The organism is Vibrio kagoshimensis (assembly GCF_050337535.1).
Classification (GTDB): domain Bacteria; phylum Pseudomonadota; class Gammaproteobacteria; order Enterobacterales; family Vibrionaceae; genus Vibrio; species Vibrio gallaecicus.
On the sequence record NZ_JAKJSZ010000004.1, the window covers coordinates 69,594 to 89,875 of the forward strand.

Below are 20,282 nucleotides of genomic sequence, written 5' to 3' on the forward strand. Positions count from 1 at the left end.
TAAGTCTAGGTAAGCCTTATCATAAACCTATGATTAACCGTTACCACATCACCAAGATTGCAGCGATTGCGATAAAAAATAAAGCCAGCATATCCTTTCTTTTTACGCCTTCTTTCAGCCAGAAAAATGAAATTAAAATCGTAAAGAATACTTCTATTTGCCCCAAGGTTTTAACCAACGGCACAGTTTGCAGTGACATAGCACTGAACCAACCGAGAGATCCTATAAAACTGGCGATACTGGTCATCAACACCAACTTAGGTGTAATAAACATCGCTTTTAATGTTTGGCGATCGCGAAACAGCATAAACAAAACGAGCATTACCGTTTGCAAAAAGATAACCGAGAATAGCACCCACGCAGCGCGATGAGGGAAAGGAACGTCTAACGTTAAGCTCGCTTCTCGTACCCACAAAGACGTTAACGCAAACGAAGTACTGCACGCTAAACCTATTAATGCCGTTTTTAAGGAAATACTGCGAATACCATTTGGACAGCTCAGCATGAATACCGCTATTGCCCCGATAAGTACGCCAATCCACCCCAATAGTGATAACGAAGTACCAAAAAATAAGACACCTAAGAAAGCAGAAACTGGCGCTTCACTTTTTGCAAGCCCTGCCCCAATGGCAAAATTTTTCTGTTTAAATAGAACAACCATTAACCCCGTAGCCACAATTTGCATGACCGAAGCACCAATAATAAAGAAGTAAGATTGATTGGAAAAAATAGGTAAAGGTGTGGGTTGATACCAATGTAAAAGCACTAAATATGCCGCCGCTAACGGACCTGCCCATAAAAAACGAGCCAAGGTAACACCAACAACATTCAGCTCTTTACTTAATCGACTTTGAAAAGCGTTCCGCCAAGATTGACTAAACGCAGCCAAAACCGTGAAAAATACCCAACTCATACTATTCCTTTATTTTTGATTCCCTAAGCCCTTCATCGAACCTAACCAATTAAATCTATTTAATCACTTTCTTAATCACAATCTCGGCAATTTTAGGGCTTGCTACTTTTAAGGCCTCTGGCGCCTTTTTTAACGCTTCCGGAGCTACTTTTTTACTGACTTTAGCCATTCGATTAAATTGCTTTTTAATCGACGTTCCTCTTTTCATCGCCTCTGTTCTCTGGCGGTTTCGTTGCACGTTATTCGCTTCTGATATTTCATTAACGATGGTTTCCTTCAGCGTATCTACACCAAAATGAGCACGTTCTGGAGAAATAGACAAAGGCAAAGCCCCATCAGTAAGTAATAACTCCTGATTGTACTGTAACGCTTGCGCAATCACTTTTTCTTTAGCTGAAATGGGGTTAACCAAGTTAAATGGAGGCTCCCATTCAGTAAGTGGCTTCAAATTATCAACCTGATTGACCACGGCTAATACTTTTGGTTTTTTACGTGATACGTTTTTTGGGTCCGCGTAAAAGCCATCAAATTTGTCTTTTAGTTTTTTATCTAAATCACGAGCAGGTTGATTCGCCTTGAGTACCCAAAGCACTAAATCCGCTTGTGTCATTTCTTGCAGCATTGCCTTTTCTGTTTTTTCAGTGCCATCCAAACCTTTAAGATCGATAACTCTGACTTCGTTATCATCCACTTCCGCACTGTAAACGGTAGACGCGTCCGTAGAGGGTAATACATCGACCTCCGCAACCATTTCATCTTTTAGAAGATTCACTATTGAGGATTTACCCGAGCTTGTTTGACCGACCAACACGACTCGGACCGGCTCTAGTTCAACAGCAAAACGCTTCTCATCTAACTTTGAAGCATCTGTGATTTGCAGGTCATCTTCTTCTAAACTGAATCGTCCGCTGTATAGATCAATTGCAACAGCAGCTATCTCATCTAATAAGGCTTCTTTCGCGACCTGCTGCATGTCTTCAACCACGCCTTTCGTCATCGACGATGTGGCTTGCTCTCGGCTTAGGTCAGACAACACCTTTAGTGGGTTGTAATATAAATTTTTAGCGTGATTAGCCCACATAGCCGCTTTAACAATTTTTTGACCTAATTCCCCATACTTATCATAAGCTTCATAGCCAGCTTTAATGTATGAGAGCTTAAGGTATTCAATGCCCGGAATGTTCTCTTTGACAACTCGCTTATATCTAAGACCCACTTCTTCAAATAACTTTAAGCCTTCTGGAATAGAGAAATCTAACGTCTTCTTACCAAACTCCTTTGCGACAAATTCAAGGATCTCAATACCAACTTTATCGAGATTGACCCAATCAATATCCGTTTTTAAATGTTCCCGATTATGCAGCTTCGCTTGATTCCAAATAACCAATTCAGCTTGAGACCATTCAGAGGATGCTTTAACAAGACCATCACCGACTTCTTCTCCTACTAAGCCATTTTCATTAAGAGCAGACTCTACCGCATCTTGGGATTCGCGATCACTCACGCGGCTTAACAAAAACAATGGAATAGTCGTCACTAGAGTGCTCACCGCAATAGCGATAGACAGCTCCAATACATACCCATATTTAAAGGCAAGAAAAAGCCCGAATAAAGCCATAAGCAATACAGGCAAAATCGAGGATATGAGAATAATGCCCCAGCGCCCACCTGATAAATTGGAAAGTAAGTGATAAAAGCTTCTAATTTTCTTCATAGCCAGACGCTGCCTTACCTTTTTTCAATGAATCTTTATATACCGTTTGCATCTCTTCTTGAGAGATCTCAGTGCCTTTGCTTTTGTGGTAAAAGTAAAAACAGGCTGCTCGTCCCAAGCCATAAGTGGTTCCAAAGCTCATGGCTGCTGCTGCAACAGCGCCAACGGTTTGCCCATAGCCAGGAATTAACTTAACTAACTGTCTCGCGCCTAACTTAACGCCATATTGCAAAGCAAAGCTGCTCCCAAGCGTGCTGACCAATTCTGTGAAAGCTCGCTTGTTCCATTCAACGCCATATTGATTGGCTAAGCTATGCAGCATTTTCGCTTGTATCGCTGGCACAGAAACAAGTCCAACGGCAGGAATGAGATCACTCGCGGAAGCACTACCTGCATACCAAAGCACTTCATTTTCTACTTTGTCAAAATTGGCTTCTTCAACACTTGAATGTTCTTTATCTTCAATCATCATTCCGATAACAGGAAGGATATGAGTTAGTTTTTCAATCAGCTCATCGTAGTGATAAACCTGCCCTTCAGGCGCTTCAAAATCAACCGTCACAGAATCAAACGCGTTACCCCACACCTTTTTCACTTGGCTTTCGTTGAAAGAAACCTGACGTTGGCACTCTGACTCTTCAGACAACAATGCGCCACTATGAACAAGTAGTAACTGCTTAATTTTCTTTTGCTTCTTAATCAACGTTAATGCGCTGAGTACCGATGATTGTTCAGGTTCATCGACTTTCATCACCACCACTAAAGCATGCCCAGCTTTACCTGTCTCATCGAGATCTGGCGTAGGGTCATATTCAGCCTCACCCAGCCCTCTAGTATCTAAGAAACGCATAACCGGCTTACCTTGGGGAAACTCGTAGCTTTGAGCCGTCATTGTACATGGAGCAAAACCATTGCCGACTTCTACTGAAGAAAGCCCCGTTACGGATTGAATAAACGAGGATTTCCCTGCCCCTGTTTTCCCTAAGAGCCATAGCGTAGGTAGGTGCTGGCGCTGAAATTCATGAGCTTGAGTCAAGTCTGGATTTTTACTTGGATTAACAAATTCTTTAATTTGGTCAAACATAGGCAATGAGTATTAACCAGCAACGGTAAGAGAAAGTTAATAGCAGAATAGCGATTGATTACGAGGAAAGAAACAGGCACGTTCACTTTGTACAGAAAGCACATATTGATTAACAGCCGAGAAGCGTATTTCATTTTTCAGCAAAACGGAAAATGCTAAATAATTGGTTTTAAGTAATTAACCTTCTAAAACATTTACCACAGACTTAGACGGTGGTTTAGCAACTAATAAAAATTGCGAGCTGTAGTAGCTCGCCTCTTTGCATATTTTTAGTCGGTATGGACAATGACTCAGGTTGAGCCCTTCGCTTATCTAACCATCGCTATTACGTAATTTAGGATCATCAGTTAAATATTCAACAAACTCTACTTCAAACCCCGCGGGGTCGAGGAAATAGATATTTTTCCGATATGAACTATCAGTTCCATTTTGATAAATTTCGAATCCAGCTTCCGTTAGCCTTGCTATCACACCATCAAGATCATGCGTCACGTAAGCAAAATGAGCCAAACCGACTTGGTGACCAGATAAGTCTCGGTTTTCCCCTTCACCATGATCACTTATCGCTAAGTATTGGTATTCATCCCCGAAATGTAGCCAATTTCTCGGCTTACCTGACCATTCACCATGCCCCTCATCTCGTACATACCAATGTGGAAAAACAGCCTGGTAAAATTTCAGCATTTCTGGAATATCTTTTACGACTAAATTTACGTGTTCTAATTGGATCATGCTTCTCTCCTTAAAGTCTTTTTTGGCAACGTTTCTCAGCAACGAAACCAATCTTAATACTTAAAGTTAACTTGAGGTAAAGCGTTAATTCCCATTAATCTTAAATAAGTTTTAAAAACACTTTTAGCGTTACTGCCTTTAGGTTAAAAGCATCGTCCCAGATATGTTTTTTGCCTGCTATCAGTTTTGTCTGCTATTAACTCTGCACAACGATTATTACAGTAATCGATGCAGCAAAAACAAACGCTAATAATGCGCGCCATTGAGAAACAAAATTAACCGTTCCTTCAAATTTTATTCGTCCCTGAACCCCAGATATCATCGCCCAAGTTAATGGCTTTGAGCGAAGTTTATAAAACAATACTGCTAAAACATGTACTCCAACCAGTGCTGGAAGCACTTTTATCATGGTTAAGTGAATGCTCTCTAGAATTGAAAATACGAGATCTGTTAACCATATATCCGCAAATGGGAGATTATCGAGTAATCCAGCAAGGGCTAAACCGGAAACGCATTGAATGGTTAATGCAGACAAAAGTGTCACCACCATCCAGCCACCAGCAGGGTTATGCCCAGCTTTAGCTTCCTCCTTTCCTTGTAAATACCTAACTACCGATTTTGGCGGGCGTATAAAATGTTGAAATCGGCTGGTTTCGCTACCAACCCAACCCCATATAAATCGCCAAATAAGCAACGTCATCAGCGCTAATCCCAACTGTACATGTGGTCCATTACCGGAGAGACCGGATGCCATTAATGCAATAAACAACGCAGCTTGCATCCAGTGATATAAACGAGTTGATAGATCCCAAACTTTCATAATTTAACTCTCTCTAGCCATTTCTTTCTAGCCGAATGTCGACCTCAATTTACGATAATTTACACAGCAATAGTTGCAATTGCAACTATTGCTGTGTAAATTACAAAAACTTTAAGATTGATGACTAATTAGGCAGTGAGGGTGATATGAAAAAAATGACAGTCAGGCTTCTATGTGTAACGACCGCTTTACTGGGCGCTCAAGCGTTCAGTTCACAAGATATGAACCAAACAGATACAGGCTCAATTCAAGTTGAGCAACGTCAGCACGCTTTTAAACAAATTGAGACTTTTGTCGACAAGGCAGATGACACTTTAAGTGGTTCAGACACAGATTGGGCTGCATTGAACTCAATCAGCCTCAATTTAGCGAATCATAGCCAAGAATTAGTGACACTTTTCCCTGCAGGGAGCCAAGAAGGAAGTAAAGCAAAAGACACAGTTTGGACAAAGCCAGAGAAGTTTAATCAGCTCATGAAGCAAATGAATGAGGGTTTTGCAAAGCTCCATCAAGCCAGCAAACAAAGCGACGTTTCACTGGCAGAGTTAGGGCTAGAGACCGCACAAGATACCTGTAAAAGTTGCCATCGTTCTTATCGTTCACGTTGGTAATCACAATAAACACAATAAACACAATCTAAGTCAGACCATTTAAGGAATTAAAATGAAAACTATAAAACTCATAACCTGCATCACCACCATCCTTTTCTCTACCTTCGCGAGCGCTCAAGATTATGCCGTTGAACTAAAGTGGAATACCGAAGATTTTCAGCAAGTACTCAATACAATGCCAGAGCAAAAAGCTGAGTTTAGAAAGCTAATAAACCAAGGTGAAATAAAAGATATGTATGTTTCACGCAGCGAAGTAGACGGTAACCCTGTTCAGCTGTTGCGCTTTGTTATTGCAGCCGATAGCGAACAGCAAGTACAAACTAAACTTGCTCATTTACCCTTGTATGAAAAAGACTTAGTCAACATCAGTAAAATTACACTTCTAGGAGCTAAGTGGTTGGATAACACACCTAATTACAATAACTACGGTGTGACAATTACTTGGAAAAACGGCATTGAAGCGCTCGAAATAGACCGCGTACTGAACATTGATTTACAGCGAGTAGTCAGTCTTAACCAAGCTGGTTTAGTGACTTCCTCGTACATTGATACTCAAGATCTAGGTAATCATGTCACAAGACCTATCTACTCTGTTTCATTTATAGCGAAAGATGCACAACACGCAAAAGAGCTGAGCCATCAATTTGAAGCCGTTACATTAGGCTATGCAAATATCGATGTTCAGTACCTTGGTAAAAAGCTTTCTCTTACAAACATCCACTAACCGATTCTGAAGTAATAGAGAAGCATAAATATGAATAGAAAAGTGATCAGATTCCTTAATGAAATCGGCACCATTATGTATGTGGGTGGCATCTTGTCTCATATCGTAATAGGTGCGACTTTGGGGCATGAAACAGCATTAATGGCTTATCATGTTGGAATGTATAAGGAGTTAAGCGCTTATATTTTAATTTTACCAGGCTTAGGGCTAAAGCTATTCGCAGATTTATATGACTATTATTCAGCTCAGCAAAAACCTATGTGGCTCAAATTAAAACTCCTTATGCTAACTACTCTAAGCATTAATGCGTTTGCTTTTCTTGTTCCCATGATGCCTGAACTAGTTGCTCTGGCAAAAGCATCCATCCCACAAGGTGAAGTTAGCCAAGCCTATTTAGAAAAGGCAAAAATTGAACAATGGATAGGCATGTCCAATGCACTCCCACTTCTAGCAGAGTTACTGCTTGGTTCATTTAAAAGCAGCTTGATTAAGAACAGGGCAACGTCATAAAGACAAGTAAAGAATAAGAGAGCAGTAGAAAGGATTAAACATAGCTTTAGGTCACATATAAAAACAACCTAAAGCTATGTTCAAAAAGAACTATTGAATCTTAATTCGAGAGTAAAGCCTCACTTCATTTACACTGCTAATAGGATATTGTTTAAGCGTGACCTTTTTAATAGCTCGCTAAGTCATGAATAGTTCTATTTTCACATCAATAGCATGATTTAATTGACTAAAAGGTATATACATAATGATGTGTAATCTAACGTATGAAATAGTCTATGACGCTCAAAGAGATCCTTCAAATTCGTAATGTTCGCTACTTCTTGATGTTCCGAAGTAGCTACTTTGCGCGATTCTATTACCCTATATTTACCTTGCTCTATTTAGACTATGGCTTAACTCTTTCGCAATTTGCCATGCTTAATGTCGTTTGGGCGGCAACCATAGTGCTAGCTGAAGTACCATCTGGTGCCTTCGCTGATACCTTAGGGCGTAAAAAGCTCGTTGTTTTATCTTCGATTGTCATGTTTATTGAAATCGCAATGATCGCAGTCGTCCCCACTGAAGATCCCAACCTGGTATTCATAGTGTTTTTGATCAACCGAATATTAAGTGGCTTAGCAATGGCATTAGCAAGTGGCGCAGATGAAGCTCTTGCTTACGACACGTTAAAAGAACAAGGCAAAGAGGAATTGTGGCCCAGAGTTTTACAAATCCAACTTCGAGTTGCTTCAACTGTTGGGATATTTGTCACTCTAATAGGCGCGGCAATGTACGATGTTAACTTTATGGCTAACCTCTACCATATACTTGGATTAGCGAAACCAGAAAATACCCAAGATCTAATGCGCATTCCTGTCTATGCCACTCTATTTGTTGCATTGATTGCCATTTACTCTGCGATAAGCATGAGGGAACAAAAGAAAGTATTGCCAAGCAATCAAACCAAACTCGCAACCACTCTAACAAGCCTAAAGTTAACAGCAACCACCGCTAAGTGGGTCATCGCAACCCCTTACGTGCTCTTCATATTGCTTTACTACAGCCTATTCGAACATACCTCGCGGATGTTTTTAACAATGAACAGCCAATACTACCTCGCCATTGATATACCGATTATCTACTTCGGCTTTATTGGCGCAGGGATAAGTTTACTTAAAATTATATTGGCAGGCCAAAGCCGAATATTAGCGGAAAGTATGGCGCCCAAAACATTCATAGCTTTAATGGGCATAGCGACAATGGCTACTTATTACTGGATTAGTTTAGGTTGGTCTATTTACGGCGTAATACCGGCTTTGATATTAATATTCATCATCATGACCATGAATATTTTCATTAGTTATCACTTAAATAAAAAGACCGAATCACACAATAGAGCGACTGTATTAAGTTTCAAAGGCCTGATGTTTAATCTTGGATACGGCATGATAGGAATTTTGTATGCTTACTACTACAAGCTGGTATCACAGAACTACACTTCAGAAGAAATAGAACAAAACATTGATTTCTTAGCGTCGCTTTCTTCATTTTTCTATTACTTCACGTTTTTGTTCCTATCAATCAGTGCCGTTTTTTATTTTAGGAATAAAAGGAAAGCTATTTTTTAAGTCATAAGCCAGCTAAGCGTTAACAAAATCTCACCACAGTGAGAATAAGGGGTCATCTTCATACCTTAACCGCTTTCACTGCATGATAAATAGCCGTCAGGCGACGGCTATTTAGGGAAGCATCTAACCCTGTTCAGACAGTTCAGCCGCGGTATCAACAAAAATCCCTTGGATATCTTTTGCTTCACGCTCTGTTTGTCCACCATGTTTTAAAAATGCAGAGATAATAGCGGCTGTTTTTTGCTCTTTAGCACGTTCTAAAAAGTAACGTAACTCTAACTCTGCACCCGCGTCTTCATCTTTAATTGATGCTGCAATGATCTCTTTGTACATCACAATATCACGCACTTCTAATGTGCTTATCACACCTAAAGTCATCGCTAAAAAGTTATCCATTTCCGCTTTAGGTACAAATTGAGTAATGATGTTTAGGTTCTCAGCTTGTTGTGCTGTGAAATCGTTACCCACCAGTAGAGCTTGTAATGCTTTGTTTTTGCCCATTCTTCTTGCGAACTGAACCGCACCTTGTCCGCCAGTCGGAATATTTACGTGAATTTCTGGTTGAGCAAACGCTGCATTCTCGGTGCCGTAAGCAAGGTCACACGCCATAACAAATTCATTGCCGCCCCCACGAGCTACGCCATCAACCAAAGCAACAGACACTTGTTTCATCGCCTTGATGTTCATGATCATGTGGTTGAACTCAATAGACGCTGCTTGACCACCTTGCGTGCCGTTAATCACGTTCAGATCAAGATGTGCTAAAAAGAAGGTTTCATGCAGTGATTTAAACACCACCACTTTAGTATCTCGGTCATCTTTTAAAGAAAGTACATATTCATTAATTTCGTTGATTAGATTAATGGTTAATACATTCACTGGTGGGTTGTTGATAGCAACCGTTGCGATACCATTTTGATTAGTGATTGATAATGTTTTCATAATGTACTTCCTCTAAATCGCCTATTGGCTAGTTAAATATGGTTACGTTGAAAGGTCATCCTCTCCGTCAGTGAGATAACTATAAGCAATCCATTAGGTGAGAAAAATACCGTTAATGGCATAAGATTGATGCTAATATTGCACCAATACTATTTTCATTTATTCTCATGAGGTTCAAATGGATTTTTCTAATCGCTTACTTTTATTGCTAGAAGTTACTGAACTTGGCTCTTTTACTAATGTTGCCGAGCAAAAGAACCTAGATCGCTCTGTTGTTTCAAAGCAGATAAGTCGTTTAGAAGAAGAGCTAGGTGTCCGCTTACTTAACCGCACCACGCGCTCGTTATCGTTAACAGCAGCAGGTAATGAAATGGTGAGCCAAGCAAAACTGTTACGTGATTTACTTAATAACACCCACCGTTTAGCGCAGAACTACCATTCAGAGCCAAGAGGGATATTACGAATTACGAGTTCAATGATGTTTGGTCGTCAGTACGTTCAAGATGCGATCTCTGTTTTTCAGAAGCAATATCCAGATGTGAAATGCGAGCTGAGATTAGAAGATAGAGTGGTGGATATTGTGCAAGAGGGTTTTGATATTGGCTTTCGTATTGGCAAACCAAAGAACTCCAGTTTGATCTCTCGTAAGATTGCCAGAAGCCGCTTACTTATTGTAGCTTCACCTGATTTCATTCAACAGCATGGGAAAATAGAGACGATTGAAAAGCTAGAATCTCTGCCAGCTACGATTTACTCGGCTCCCGGTTTATTCATAGACAAATTTAGTTATCTTGATGAGAACAATATGGAACAGCAATTTCAACTTAATGCCGCTTATAAAGTGAATGATGTTGAGATGGTAGTAAAAAGCGCGGTGGCGGGTAATACGCTTGCTGTGATCACTGCCCAAATGATTGAGAATGAAGTCATCGACGGAAAGCTTAAACCGATAATGACGCATTTGAATCTTGAAGATTTTGGCACTTTTTACGCCGTATACCCGCACCGAGATGCACCCATTAAAACTAAGCTATTTATTGATGTTTTAAAGTCAATTATCGGAGAGGATTCCCCTGTTTGGGAGAAAAATATACCAAATCTTGAACAACTTTATTCCGCGAGAAGTGATTAACAACTGAAATATCTGAAATATACAGTACTGCCCCGAAGAAGAGGTTCACTTGCAATTAAATAGTTATCCAACGCTTATTTCGTATTAGCTGTTCATAGTTTTAGGCGGTACCTGTTATTGAGTCGACGAAGTGTCTTTTACTTTTATCTCGCTAACCTTGTGATGGTATAGCCAATAGCAAACCATCCCTACACATAGTCCCCAAAAAGCACTGCCTATCCCCAGTAAATTGACACCAGAGGCTGTGACTAGAAATGTAAACAGTGCTGGCTCGCGGCATTGGCTATCTGCCATAGATACCGCTAAACAGTTCATTAAGGTCGGCATCACCGCAAGACCAGCAATAGCAATAACAACCGCCTCAGGAACCGAACTAAATAAAGAAACAAATGACATCCCCATCACCCCTGCTAAAAGGTAAAACACACCCATAAAAATTCCTGCTATGTAGCGTGTCTTAGGATTTTCATCCGCATTTGGTCCCATGCAAATTGCGCCAGTTATCGCCGCAAGGTTAAAAGCAAAGCCACCAAATGGCGCTAACAATAGACCTGTAACGCCTGTTGTTGTGATAATTTTGGACGAACCAACTTGGTAGCCATTCGCTTTCAATACAGTAAATCCCGGTAAATTCTGAGAAGCCATAGTAACGATAAACAGCGGTATCCCAACACTCACCAATGAGAAAAACTCGAAATCTGGAGCGATGAATACGGGAACGGTTAAGCCCATCGTCACTGCACTTACATCTAGCTTTCCCATCCCGATACACATTATTAAAGCGACGATGAAAATACTGGGGATCAATAAGTTTCCAAGCCGAACCCTTGCAACCATATAAATGGCCAGCATAACAAAGATAATTAGTCCCTCTTCCATGACCGATGTGAACAAGCCCAATCCGAATTGCAGTAAAATACCCGCTAACATTGCCGATGCTATCGACGTTGGTATTTGTTTTAGCGCTCTTTCAAATATCCCAGCTAAACCTACTAACGTAATTAACAAAGAACTAAACAAGAACACGGCAACTGCCTGATTCATTGTCAGCCCCTCAAGCGATGTAATTAACAATGCCGCGCCAGGAGTGGACCACGCTGTAACGATAGGCTTCTTGTAGTGTAACGAGAGCAATATAGTGGTTATTCCCATACCAACCCCTAACGCCCAAAACCATGAAGCGACCTGCTCGTTGGTTGAGCCAGCACTCATCGCAGCTTGAAAAATTATCGCAGCAGCACTCGCATAGCCTATAAACACCGCAATAAAGCCGGTACTGATATGGGAAAATTTTATCTTCATCATATTAATTCATTCCTATGTGCGTTATAACGTCCATACAAACAACTTAGCATTTGTGCGTTATAGCGCACAAGTTATTTATTGAGAATAATATGCACAGAGAAATAAAAGTTGGCGATAATTTAAAGACCCTTCGTAAAGAAAAAGGGTGGAGTTTAGATAAAACAGCGAAAGCCACCGGGGTTAGTAAAGCCATGCTTGGGCAGATCGAGCGGGGAGAATCGAGCCCGACGGTAGCAAAACTATGGCAAATAGCGTCGGGGTTCGAGGTGTCATTTTCTAGCTTTATCACTGGCACTTCTAACAATGAGCTCACCAGTATGTTCCGAGATGCAAATGAGCTAAGGCGTGAAGAGTACAATACTGGTTTCTTCGTAAGCTTGTTATTTCCCTTTGAACAGGCGCTCGGATTTGAGATATTCGAGCTAACCCTCGCGCCCAATTATCAGCACGAGTCTGACCCGCATAACATGGGCGTAACTGAACACATCCTCTGTATTTCTGGTGAAATATCGGTACTGTTTGATGATGAATGGCATACATTACTTGCAGGGCAAGCCGTACGCTTCAATGCTAACCAAATACATGGTTACAAGAACATTGGTAAGGAAAATGCCGTGTTTCATAATGTTATTCACTACCCAGAAAAGTAAGCAAAGACTCAGATTTTGCTTCTTACAATATAAAGCGCCTTCCTTACCCCGAAAACAAAAAAGCGAGCACTAGGCTCGCTTTCTAATAATGTTAATTACCACTTAGGCTACAGTAGCTCTACCGACTGTTGGGCAATTACAAATTCTTCGTTGGTTGGGATAACCATAGCCACAGCACCTAGAAGCTCTGATTTAGCTACAATGCCAGATGCGCCAAATCGTGCGTCTGCATTGCCTTTTTCATCTTCAACAAAGCCAAGTAACTTAAGGTTACGCAGTATTTCACTACGGATCGGTAATGAGTTTTCACCGATACCACCAGTAAAGATAACTGCATCAAGGTGGTCTAATGGGATCATGTAAGAACCAATGTATTTAGCCACACGGTAAGTGAAGACTTCAAATGCAAGCTTAGCACCTTCATGCCCTTCTTCCATCGCTTCTAGCACGCCACGAGCGTCAGAAGTGATACCAGATACACCAAGGAAGCCAGATTTCTTATTCAAAGCATCAAATACTTTTTCTTGGCTCCAACCTTTCTTCATTAAGAATTCGATGATGCCTGGATCTAAGTCACCACAGCGAGTGCCCATCATCAAACCAGATAGAGGAGTGAAACCCATAGAGGTATCGACACTTTGACCATTGCTTATAGCACATACTGAAGCACCGTTACCAAGGTGAACTGAAATGAAGCTCGATTCTTCAACTGGCTTGTTAAGCATTTTTGCAGCTTCACGGCTTACAAAGTAATGGCTTGTACCATGGAAACCGTAACGACGAATTCCATACTCAGTGTAAAGCTCATTCGAGATAGCACCTGTAAATGCTTTTTCTGGCATTGTTTGGTGGAAAGCAGTATCAAATACAGCAAACTGAGGTAAAGACGGGAAAGCCGCCATAGCAGCACGAATGCCAATAGCTCCTGCTGGGTTATGCAGTGGTGCAAGATCGGCTAACTTTTCAATTTCAGCCGTTACTGTTTCAGTGATACGAACAGTTGAAGTAAATTTCTCGCCACCGTGAACAATTCGGTGACCAATAGCCACTAGGTCGGCAGTAAAGCCTAGTGAATCCATTAACGCTACAATTCGATTAATTGCATGCTGGTGGTGGTTGTCAGGTTGGTCAATCGACTCCTCAACTTTCTCACCGTTATGCTTCCAGCTAATTACCGCTTCTGGTAAGCCAAAACACTCCCCAAGACCACTGACAATTGCATCACCGCTAACAGAGTCGATAACTGCGAATTTAAGAGAAGAACTACCAGAGTTGATAACCAGAACGAACGAATTAGACATTGGATATGGATCCTGTTTCAGTACGAATTTAATGAAGTTTTCACTTCAATTTTAGTTATGTTCATTATTCAATAATTTTTGAATCTTTCAACTTTTGTTTTACTTAAAATCCATTTATCCAGCATTTAACTTGATCTAAGTCATAAATTGTATTTATTCGACTAGGAAATTAAAAAATAGTTGAATGATTTATTCGAGTTTAATCAAAAGTGGGGGTGACTTTTAAAATTTATTTTAGAAGATAATTTATTGGCTCAAGTAAGAAAAAATAAGCGTGGCACTAGGAAAGCATTCGCTTTCATCGGTGTTTTTACCAAACAATTAACTACAGATACAAAAAAGCCGAGCAATCGCTCGGCTTTCAAATTCACTGTTTAGGCTATTCGCTTGTAAGCATTTAGTTTATAAATACTCAACTTGGAAGCTTCAACCTAAAGCTATAGGTTGATTAACCTTCGCTACGCTCTGGACGACGACCACGGTTGCCGCCATTGCCTGCTGCATTACCATGACCACGTTCGCCACGGTGGTTTCCACGGTGATCACCGCCACGGTTGCGGTCAAAACGACGCTCACCATCACGACCACCAGCTGAATTACCATCACGTGCACCATCACGGTTGCCACGGTATCCACCACGGCCGCCTTCACGGTTGCCACCTTCGCGGTTACCGCCTTCACGGTTACCACGGTAGCCGCCACTATCACGACCGCCACGACCGCCACCACGGTTGCCATCACGACCGCCGCCGCCACGACGAGGCTCACGGAAGTCGTTGAAATCAACAACTACAGCGCCAGCTTCTTTTTGACGAATGCGAAGTTTGCTTAGCTTACCAGCAGTCTCAGAGTTCATTGCTTTAGGCAGTTGAACGTAAGTAGAACCTTGGTCTAGCTTGATAGCACCGATAGAACCTTTAGTTAGGCCAAGTTCGTTTGCTAATGCACCAACGATATCTTTAACCTGAACACCTTGCTCACGACCAACTTGTAGTTGGTAAGTATCCCAATCTTGAGTATTGAAGTTGCGACCACCACCGTCACGGCCGTTGTCACGATCTTCACGACGCTCTTTGCGACGGTTCTTATCACGCTCAATAGCAGCGATCATTGGGTCTTCGCCAACGTAGAATAGTGGGCTCTTACCTTGCTGACGCTTAAGAAGCATTGCAGCTAGAGTAGCCGCATCAACTTCTAGAGACTCTTGAAGAGTAGAGATAAGACCTGCGAAGTTTTCTAGTGCTTTGCTTTCTTTCTCAGTTTCAAGTTCAGCGCCAAGCTTAGCAACACGTGCAGCAGCAACTTGGTCACGTAGAGGAAGTTGAATTTCTTCCATAGATGACTTAGTTACGCGCTCGATAGTGCGAAGCATGCGAATTTGGTTTGTGCGAACTAGTAGAATCGCTTTACCTTTACGTCCAGCACGGCCAGTACGACCAATACGGTGGATGTAAGATTCAACATCGAATGGGATGTCGTAGTTGAAAACGTGAGTGATACGTGGAACATCAAGACCACGAGCAACAACGTCAGTTGCAACTAGAATGTCGATAACACCTTGTTTGATGTGATCAACAGTGCGCTCACGTAGAGACTGAGGAATATCACCGTGCAGAGCAGCAGCTTTGAAGCCACGTGCAGATAGCCAATCAGCTAGACGCTCAGTATCTTGACGAGTACGTACGAATACGATTGATGCGTCAGTTTCTTCAGTTTCTAGAAGACGAGACATTGCTTCGTCTTTTTCTACGCCTTTAACAACCCAGAAGTTTTGCGCTACTTTATCAACAGTGTGGTTAGTACCAGCAACGTCAACTCGTGCAGGGTTACGTAGGTAACGGTCAACAATAGTCTTAACCATTGGTGGCATAGTTGCAGAGAAAAGTACGCGTTGTGCAGTTTCTGGAGCTTGCTCAAGAATCCAAGTAACGTCATCCACAAAACCCATTTTTAGCATTTCATCTGCTTCATCAAGAACAAATGTGTGTGCTTCATCTAGGTGTAGGCGGTCACGAGTTAGTAAGTCTTTAACACGACCTGGAGTACCAACAACAATGTGAGCACCACGGCTTAAAGCACGCATTTGGTCAACAATTGAAGCACCACCATAGATTTCAAGAACTTTAAGGCCTTTAACATCACGGCCTAGGTTTTTGATTTCCGCAGCAACTTGAATCGCTAGCTCACGAGTAGGAGCCATGATAATTGCTTGTGGTTTATGTTGGTTTAGGTTGATTTTGTTCAGTAGCGGTAGAGAGAACGCTGCTGTTTTACCAGTACCTGTTTGTGCTTTACCTAAAGCATCACGGCCTTCTAGAAGAAGAGGAATAGCTGCCGCTTGGATTGGAGTTGGAGAGACGAAACCCATGCTATCAAGTGCTGAAAGGATGTTTTCGTTAAGGGCTAATTCATTAAATTGAATTACAGATTCGGACATTGGGATCCCACTATCATATAAGTAAACAAAAGGTCCCAGGTGCTCTACCAATTCCAATACTGATCCAATCAGATACTGATTCCGTTCAGTTGCGAAACAGTAATAAAACGCATCAAGCCGTTAGGGACGTCTAAGGGAGGCGGATTATTCCTTAAATGCATAAAAAAATCCAGAAAAAATTGAAATACATCACATATTTTTCTGTTTCCTCGATAAACTGTCTATCATATCGTCAAATTTTGATGAATATCGCGTCACCTCCTTTATTTATGGATTTGAAACATCAATTCTACAAATACTCGACCATATGATTCAGCATGTACTTTATTCAAAGGCCTTTATTGGCTTTAAGTAGTAATCGGCTCTCGCAATGATTATAGTGTGCAGAATTATTCTCGTAAGATAAAAGTCAAATGTTTCAAGATAATCCTCTACTCGCTCAACTTAAACAGCAAATCCAAGAAACACTTCCTAAAAAGGAAGGCACGATTAAAGCTACTGAAAAAGGCTTTGGTTTTCTAGAAGTCGACAGTAAGGCTAGCTACTTTATCCCGCCGCCATATATGAAGAAATGTGTGCACGGCGATAAGGTCGTTGCAATTATACGTACTGAAAAGGAACGTGAAATCGCTGAGCCAGAAGAGTTGATTGAGCAAGGTTTGACCCGATTCATCGCTCGTATAAAGCTATTTAAAGGTCGATTGAACGTTGTTCCAGATCACCCACAGCTTAAAAAGCTTCAGTTAAAGGCTAAAGCTAAAAAAGGCTTAAACCCTGAACTTCTTAAAGAGGGCGATTGGGTTGTAGCTCATATAGTAAACCACCCTCTTAAAGGTGATGATGGTTTCTTAGCGCAGATTTCTGAGAAAATTACCGACGCCGACGACAAGATTGCTCCATGGTGGGTAACACTTGCGCAAAACGATCTGCCTAACAGTGAACCTGAAGGCATTGATAACTGGCAAGTCAACGATGATGTCGACCTTCAACGCGTAGACATGACTCATATTCCGTTTGTGACCATTGATGGTGAAAGCACCAAAGATATGGATGACGCCTTATATGCGAAGAAGAAAGATAACGGCGATTTTGAATTAACCATCGCGATTGCCGACCCTACGGCTTACATCTCTCCTGATGATGAAATGGATAAGGTCGCCCGCAAGCGTGGTTTTACTATTTATCTTCCAGGCCGAAACATTCCGATGCTGCCTCGTGATCTTGCCGATAACTTGTGTTCACTTATTGAAAACGAAGAGCGCCCTGCTCTTTGCTGTACTGTTACCGTTTCAAAAGACGGCGTGATTGGCGATGACATTAATTTCTTTGCTGCAAATATTAAATCTCATGCCCGCCTCGCATACAGTCATGTATCAGATTGGTTAGAGAATGGGACTTCTGAAAAATGGCAGCCAAGTGAAGAGATTGCAGTAATCGTTAAGGATTTGCATGAGTTCGCTAAAGCTCGTTCAGCATGGCGACAAGCCAATGCCGTTGTTTTCCCAGACCGCCCTGATTACCGCTTTGAATTAAGCGAAGACAACGACGTTATCGCTATTCACGCAGATATGCGTCGTAGTGCGAATAAGTTAGTAGAAGAAGCAATGATCAGCGCTAACATTTGTGCTGGCCGTGTATTAAAAGAAAGCTTCGGACAAGGCGTGTTTAACTGCCACTCTGGTTTCAAGTCGGAAAAAGTAGCTGATGTACTAGAGCTAGTAAACCCTGAAGCTGAAACCCCATTTACGGCTGAAGAGATCATTTCTCTAGAAGGTTTTGCTTCACTTCGCCGCTGGTTAGGTACTCTGGACACTAACTACTACGATAATCGTATTCGCAAATTCCAAGCGTACAGTGAAATCAGCAACGAGCCTTTACCACACTTTGCTATGGGCTTAGATATCTACGCAACTTGGACATCACCAATTCGTAAATATGGCGATATGATCAACCACCGTATGCTTAAAGCACACATATTAGGTAAAGAGCCAATTCAAACACCAGACGAAACGATTGGTGATGAGCTTGCACTTCATCGCCGCTACCATGGAATGGCAGAGCGTAACGTCGGTGATTGGTTATACGCGCGAACTCTAGTTAATGCGCCTAAGGAAGAAACTCGTTTCCAAGCTGAAATATTTGATATTAATCGTGCGGGCATGCGCGTTCGCTTGCTAGAAAATGGTGCCGCTGCATTTATCCCAGGCTCTCTCATTATTGATAATAAAGAAAGAATTGAATGTAATAGTGACATGGGTACTGTATCTATTGATAAAGAGATGGTATACAGACTGGGAGACGTATTAGAAATTGTTCTCTCAGATGTGAACCTAGAGAATCGCAACTTGGTAGCAAAACCAACGCAAGTTTTTGCTGAACAGCCGAGTAAAGAACCAAGCGAGAGTTAACTGAGAAACACTTTAAAAGGCGCTTTATAGCGCCTTTTTTATTATTAAAAATAAATCGTCATATTGTCGCTTTCAACTGTAAAAGAAGTATCCGTATGCCATCTATCACAATCAGTCGATTTACCAATTTCATTCACAGAAGAAAAGAACGCTATCCAGCATCTAAGAATGGTTTATTCCTTGTCACTAAAGGCAGCATATCTTTTTCTCTTGCGCATGGAGTAAACGGAAGCCTTAACTCGGGAGATTTTGCCCTCTACACCTCAGGGGAAATTCAAGATATCGTTATCAATACAGAACGAGGTGAATTCTCAGGAATGTGCTTAGATTTCGATCTATCGATTTTCCAAAGTTTCCTAAGCCAATATTCTGAAATTGAAATACCAAGACCCTCTAAAGAATACATCAAGTTCAATAAAAGCAACGTCAATATTCACCAGCTGAAAGAGCTGATGTTAACGTTAGCAGAATTAGAACAACCCAATGATTTTGCCTTAGCGAAACTCGCAACAGCCTTACTTTCATTAATCGTTGAAGAACAACCAGCTTCACTTGCCATCATAGCAAACGCTGCTCAATTAACTGTTACCCAAAAAGTCATTCGCTATATCGAACAAAACATAGATAACGATATTACTCTCGACTCATTAGCCGACTATATGGGCATGTCACCTGCAACCCTTAAACGACGTTTATCTGCAGAGAATTTGTCATTTTCGAGTTTATTAAAGGTAAAAAGAATTAGCCATGCCGCAACTCACTTGAGAACGACAAATAAATCCATCACGCAAATTGCTTATGAATCTGGCTTTAAAAGTGCAGCTCACTTTAGTACAGCATTTAAAAATTTCCATGGGCAAACCCCAAAGGATTTCAGGGTTAAAGTAGAAAATAAATTTAATACCTAACTAAGAACTATGTAGCTAGCGGGTAAGAGATGTTACCCCCAAAAGTAGGCATGAGGATCTTTTTCTATTTCTTGAAGAATAATATCAATGTCATGGCATTGAGGTAAGAATGGATAAGGTCCCCACTTTAAGTCCACTTGCCCCTTATCCATCGGCATAAATAATAACCAAATCTGGTTGGCTTCTTCAAAAACAACTTTGGCAACTTCGTTGGTATAATCGCAGTGCGAAGAATCCAGTAAATAATGCGCTTTTGAAAAAACAGCACCATTCAGACAAGGTTCAAAAAGAGACTTCCCGAGCGCAACAGGTAAACTAGTATTCCTCGAATGGCAAACTCGCTCAGCACCAGCGAGTAACCGACCTATTTCCATTTTAACTACAGACATAAAGACCTCGCACCGATAAATTTACTATAGCGAACCTATAGAGATGGCTTATTCCCGTAACGAAAACGAGCAAGGCAACTTTGTTTAGTTTAGAA

18 protein-coding genes are annotated in these 20,282 nt (G+C 41.3%); 8 read left to right on the forward strand and 10 right to left on the reverse strand.

The window, feature by feature from the left end; translation table 11 throughout:
- Positions 1-40: 40 nt before the first annotated feature.
- The 5 genes from L4C37_RS03880 to L4C37_RS03900 form a co-directional block, all read right to left on the reverse strand.
- A complete protein-coding gene (locus L4C37_RS03880) occupies positions 41-913 on the reverse strand; it encodes an EamA family transporter (RefSeq protein WP_429767927.1) in 873 nt (290 codons plus the stop codon).
- Between the two features lie 55 nt (positions 914-968).
- A complete protein-coding gene (locus L4C37_RS03885; protein WP_429767928.1) occupies positions 969-2,627 on the reverse strand; it encodes a GTPase family protein in 1,659 nt (552 codons plus the stop codon).
- Positions 2,614-3,711: a YcjF family protein gene (locus L4C37_RS03890; RefSeq protein WP_429767929.1), complete on the reverse strand. Its 1,098-nt coding sequence runs from the start codon at positions 3,709-3,711 to the stop codon at positions 2,614-2,616. Before L4C37_RS03890 ends, L4C37_RS03885 begins: the two co-directional genes overlap by 14 nt.
- Positions 3,712-4,023: 312 nt before the next feature.
- A complete protein-coding gene (locus L4C37_RS03895; protein WP_137373801.1) occupies positions 4,024-4,443 on the reverse strand; it encodes a VOC family protein in 420 nt (139 codons plus the stop codon).
- Between the two features lie 196 nt (positions 4,444-4,639).
- Complete coding sequence (locus L4C37_RS03900) at positions 4,640-5,263, reverse strand: cytochrome b/b6 domain-containing protein (RefSeq protein ID WP_429767930.1); 624 nt, start codon at positions 5,261-5,263, stop codon at positions 4,640-4,642.
- A gap of 146 nt (positions 5,264-5,409) precedes the next feature.
- Between L4C37_RS03900 and L4C37_RS03905 the strand changes: the two genes are divergently transcribed.
- The 4 genes from L4C37_RS03905 (at position 5,410) to L4C37_RS03920 (ending at position 8,715) form a co-directional block, all read left to right on the forward strand.
- The gene (locus L4C37_RS03905; protein WP_429767931.1) at positions 5,410-5,874 is read left to right on the forward strand and encodes a c-type cytochrome; all 465 of its coding nucleotides are present in this window, start codon (positions 5,410-5,412) and stop codon (positions 5,872-5,874) included.
- Between the two features lie 52 nt (positions 5,875-5,926).
- Positions 5,927-6,598, forward strand: a complete 672-nt coding sequence (locus L4C37_RS03910) for a hypothetical protein (RefSeq protein WP_429767932.1) — start codon at positions 5,927-5,929, stop codon at positions 6,596-6,598.
- 30 nt (positions 6,599-6,628) lie between these two features.
- Complete coding sequence (locus L4C37_RS03915) at positions 6,629-7,108, forward strand: enoyl-CoA hydratase (RefSeq protein ID WP_429767933.1); 480 nt, start codon at positions 6,629-6,631, stop codon at positions 7,106-7,108.
- Positions 7,109-7,383: 275 nt separating this feature from the next.
- A complete protein-coding gene (locus tag L4C37_RS03920) occupies positions 7,384-8,715 on the forward strand; it encodes an MFS transporter (protein WP_429767934.1) in 1,332 nt (443 codons plus the stop codon).
- Positions 8,716-8,838: 123 nt separating this feature from the next.
- On the opposite strand, the gene L4C37_RS03925 is transcribed toward L4C37_RS03920, so the two are convergent.
- Complete coding sequence (locus L4C37_RS03925) at positions 8,839-9,657, reverse strand: enoyl-CoA hydratase/isomerase family protein (protein ID WP_429767935.1); 819 nt, start codon at positions 9,655-9,657, stop codon at positions 8,839-8,841.
- A gap of 178 nt (positions 9,658-9,835) precedes the next feature.
- Here L4C37_RS03925 and L4C37_RS03930 point away from each other — a divergent pair, with 178 nt between their 5' ends.
- Complete coding sequence (locus L4C37_RS03930) at positions 9,836-10,789, forward strand: LysR family transcriptional regulator (RefSeq protein ID WP_429767936.1); 954 nt, start codon at positions 9,836-9,838, stop codon at positions 10,787-10,789.
- A 114-nt stretch (positions 10,790-10,903) separates the two neighbouring features.
- Here the strand turns inward: L4C37_RS03930 and L4C37_RS03935 are convergent, their stop codons facing one another.
- Positions 10,904-12,094 (reverse strand): benzoate/H(+) symporter BenE family transporter, encoded by a 1,191-nt coding sequence (locus L4C37_RS03935; RefSeq protein ID WP_429767937.1) that lies wholly within the window; start codon positions 12,092-12,094, stop codon positions 10,904-10,906.
- An 89-nt stretch (positions 12,095-12,183) separates the two neighbouring features.
- Between L4C37_RS03935 and L4C37_RS03940 the strand changes: the two genes are divergently transcribed.
- Entirely contained in the window at positions 12,184-12,744 is a 561-nt protein-coding gene (locus L4C37_RS03940; RefSeq protein ID WP_429767938.1) for a helix-turn-helix domain-containing protein, read from the forward strand.
- A 107-nt stretch (positions 12,745-12,851) separates the two neighbouring features.
- Here the strand turns inward: L4C37_RS03940 and L4C37_RS03945 are convergent, their stop codons facing one another.
- Positions 12,852-14,045: an acetate/propionate family kinase gene (locus L4C37_RS03945; RefSeq protein ID WP_429767939.1), complete on the reverse strand. Its 1,194-nt coding sequence runs from the start codon at positions 14,043-14,045 to the stop codon at positions 12,852-12,854.
- Positions 14,046-14,493: 448 nt separating this feature from the next.
- Positions 14,494-16,482, reverse strand: a complete 1,989-nt coding sequence (locus L4C37_RS03950; protein ID WP_429767940.1) for a DEAD/DEAH box helicase — start codon at positions 16,480-16,482, stop codon at positions 14,494-14,496.
- A 413-nt stretch (positions 16,483-16,895) separates the two neighbouring features.
- Here L4C37_RS03950 and rnb point away from each other — a divergent pair, with 413 nt between their 5' ends.
- Complete coding sequence (gene rnb, locus L4C37_RS03955) at positions 16,896-18,890, forward strand: exoribonuclease II (RefSeq protein ID WP_429767941.1); 1,995 nt, start codon at positions 16,896-16,898, stop codon at positions 18,888-18,890.
- Positions 18,891-18,985: 95 nt separating this feature from the next.
- Positions 18,986-19,798: a helix-turn-helix domain-containing protein gene (locus L4C37_RS03960; protein WP_137373788.1), complete on the forward strand. Its 813-nt coding sequence runs from the start codon at positions 18,986-18,988 to the stop codon at positions 19,796-19,798.
- A 32-nt stretch (positions 19,799-19,830) separates the two neighbouring features.
- Here L4C37_RS03960 and L4C37_RS03965 read toward each other — a convergent pair whose 3' ends face one another.
- On the reverse strand, positions 19,831-20,187 hold the full coding sequence (locus L4C37_RS03965) for a DUF3024 domain-containing protein (protein WP_273295611.1): 357 nt from the start codon (positions 20,185-20,187) through the stop codon (positions 19,831-19,833).
- Positions 20,188-20,282: the final 95 nt, after the last annotated feature.

Bases quoted from the DNA above. Each gene is read 5' to 3' on its own strand.
- L4C37_RS03880 (WP_429767927.1), bottom strand. From the start codon at position 913: ATGAGTTGGGTATTTTTCACGGTTTTGGCTGCGTTTAGTCAATCTTGG.
- L4C37_RS03950 (WP_429767940.1), bottom strand. From the start codon at position 16,482: ATGTCCGAATCTGTAATTCAATTTAATGAATTAGCCCTTAACGAAAAC.
- L4C37_RS03945 (WP_429767939.1), bottom strand. From the start codon at position 14,045: ATGTCTAATTCGTTCGTTCTGGTTATCAACTCTGGTAGTTCTTCTCTT.
- L4C37_RS03890 (WP_429767929.1), bottom strand. From the start codon at position 3,711: ATGTTTGACCAAATTAAAGAATTTGTTAATCCAAGTAAAAATCCAGAC.
- L4C37_RS03925 (WP_429767935.1), bottom strand. From the start codon at position 9,657: ATGAAAACATTATCAATCACTAATCAAAATGGTATCGCAACGGTTGCT.
- L4C37_RS03915 (WP_429767933.1), top strand. From the start codon at position 6,629: ATGAATAGAAAAGTGATCAGATTCCTTAATGAAATCGGCACCATTATG.
- L4C37_RS03885 (WP_429767928.1), bottom strand. From the start codon at position 2,627: ATGAAGAAAATTAGAAGCTTTTATCACTTACTTTCCAATTTATCAGGT.
- L4C37_RS03960 (WP_137373788.1), top strand. From the start codon at position 18,986: ATGCCATCTATCACAATCAGTCGATTTACCAATTTCATTCACAGAAGA.
- L4C37_RS03920 (WP_429767934.1), top strand. From the start codon at position 7,384: ATGACGCTCAAAGAGATCCTTCAAATTCGTAATGTTCGCTACTTCTTG.
- L4C37_RS03965 (WP_273295611.1), bottom strand. From the start codon at position 20,187: ATGTCTGTAGTTAAAATGGAAATAGGTCGGTTACTCGCTGGTGCTGAG.
- L4C37_RS03900 (WP_429767930.1), bottom strand. From the start codon at position 5,263: ATGAAAGTTTGGGATCTATCAACTCGTTTATATCACTGGATGCAAGCT.
- L4C37_RS03905 (WP_429767931.1), top strand. From the start codon at position 5,410: ATGAAAAAAATGACAGTCAGGCTTCTATGTGTAACGACCGCTTTACTG.
- L4C37_RS03940 (WP_429767938.1), top strand. From the start codon at position 12,184: ATGCACAGAGAAATAAAAGTTGGCGATAATTTAAAGACCCTTCGTAAA.
- L4C37_RS03930 (WP_429767936.1), top strand. From the start codon at position 9,836: ATGGATTTTTCTAATCGCTTACTTTTATTGCTAGAAGTTACTGAACTT.
- L4C37_RS03895 (WP_137373801.1), bottom strand. From the start codon at position 4,443: ATGATCCAATTAGAACACGTAAATTTAGTCGTAAAAGATATTCCAGAA.
- L4C37_RS03910 (WP_429767932.1), top strand. From the start codon at position 5,927: ATGAAAACTATAAAACTCATAACCTGCATCACCACCATCCTTTTCTCT.
- rnb (WP_429767941.1), top strand. From the start codon at position 16,896: ATGTTTCAAGATAATCCTCTACTCGCTCAACTTAAACAGCAAATCCAA.
- L4C37_RS03935 (WP_429767937.1), bottom strand. From the start codon at position 12,094: ATGATGAAGATAAAATTTTCCCATATCAGTACCGGCTTTATTGCGGTG.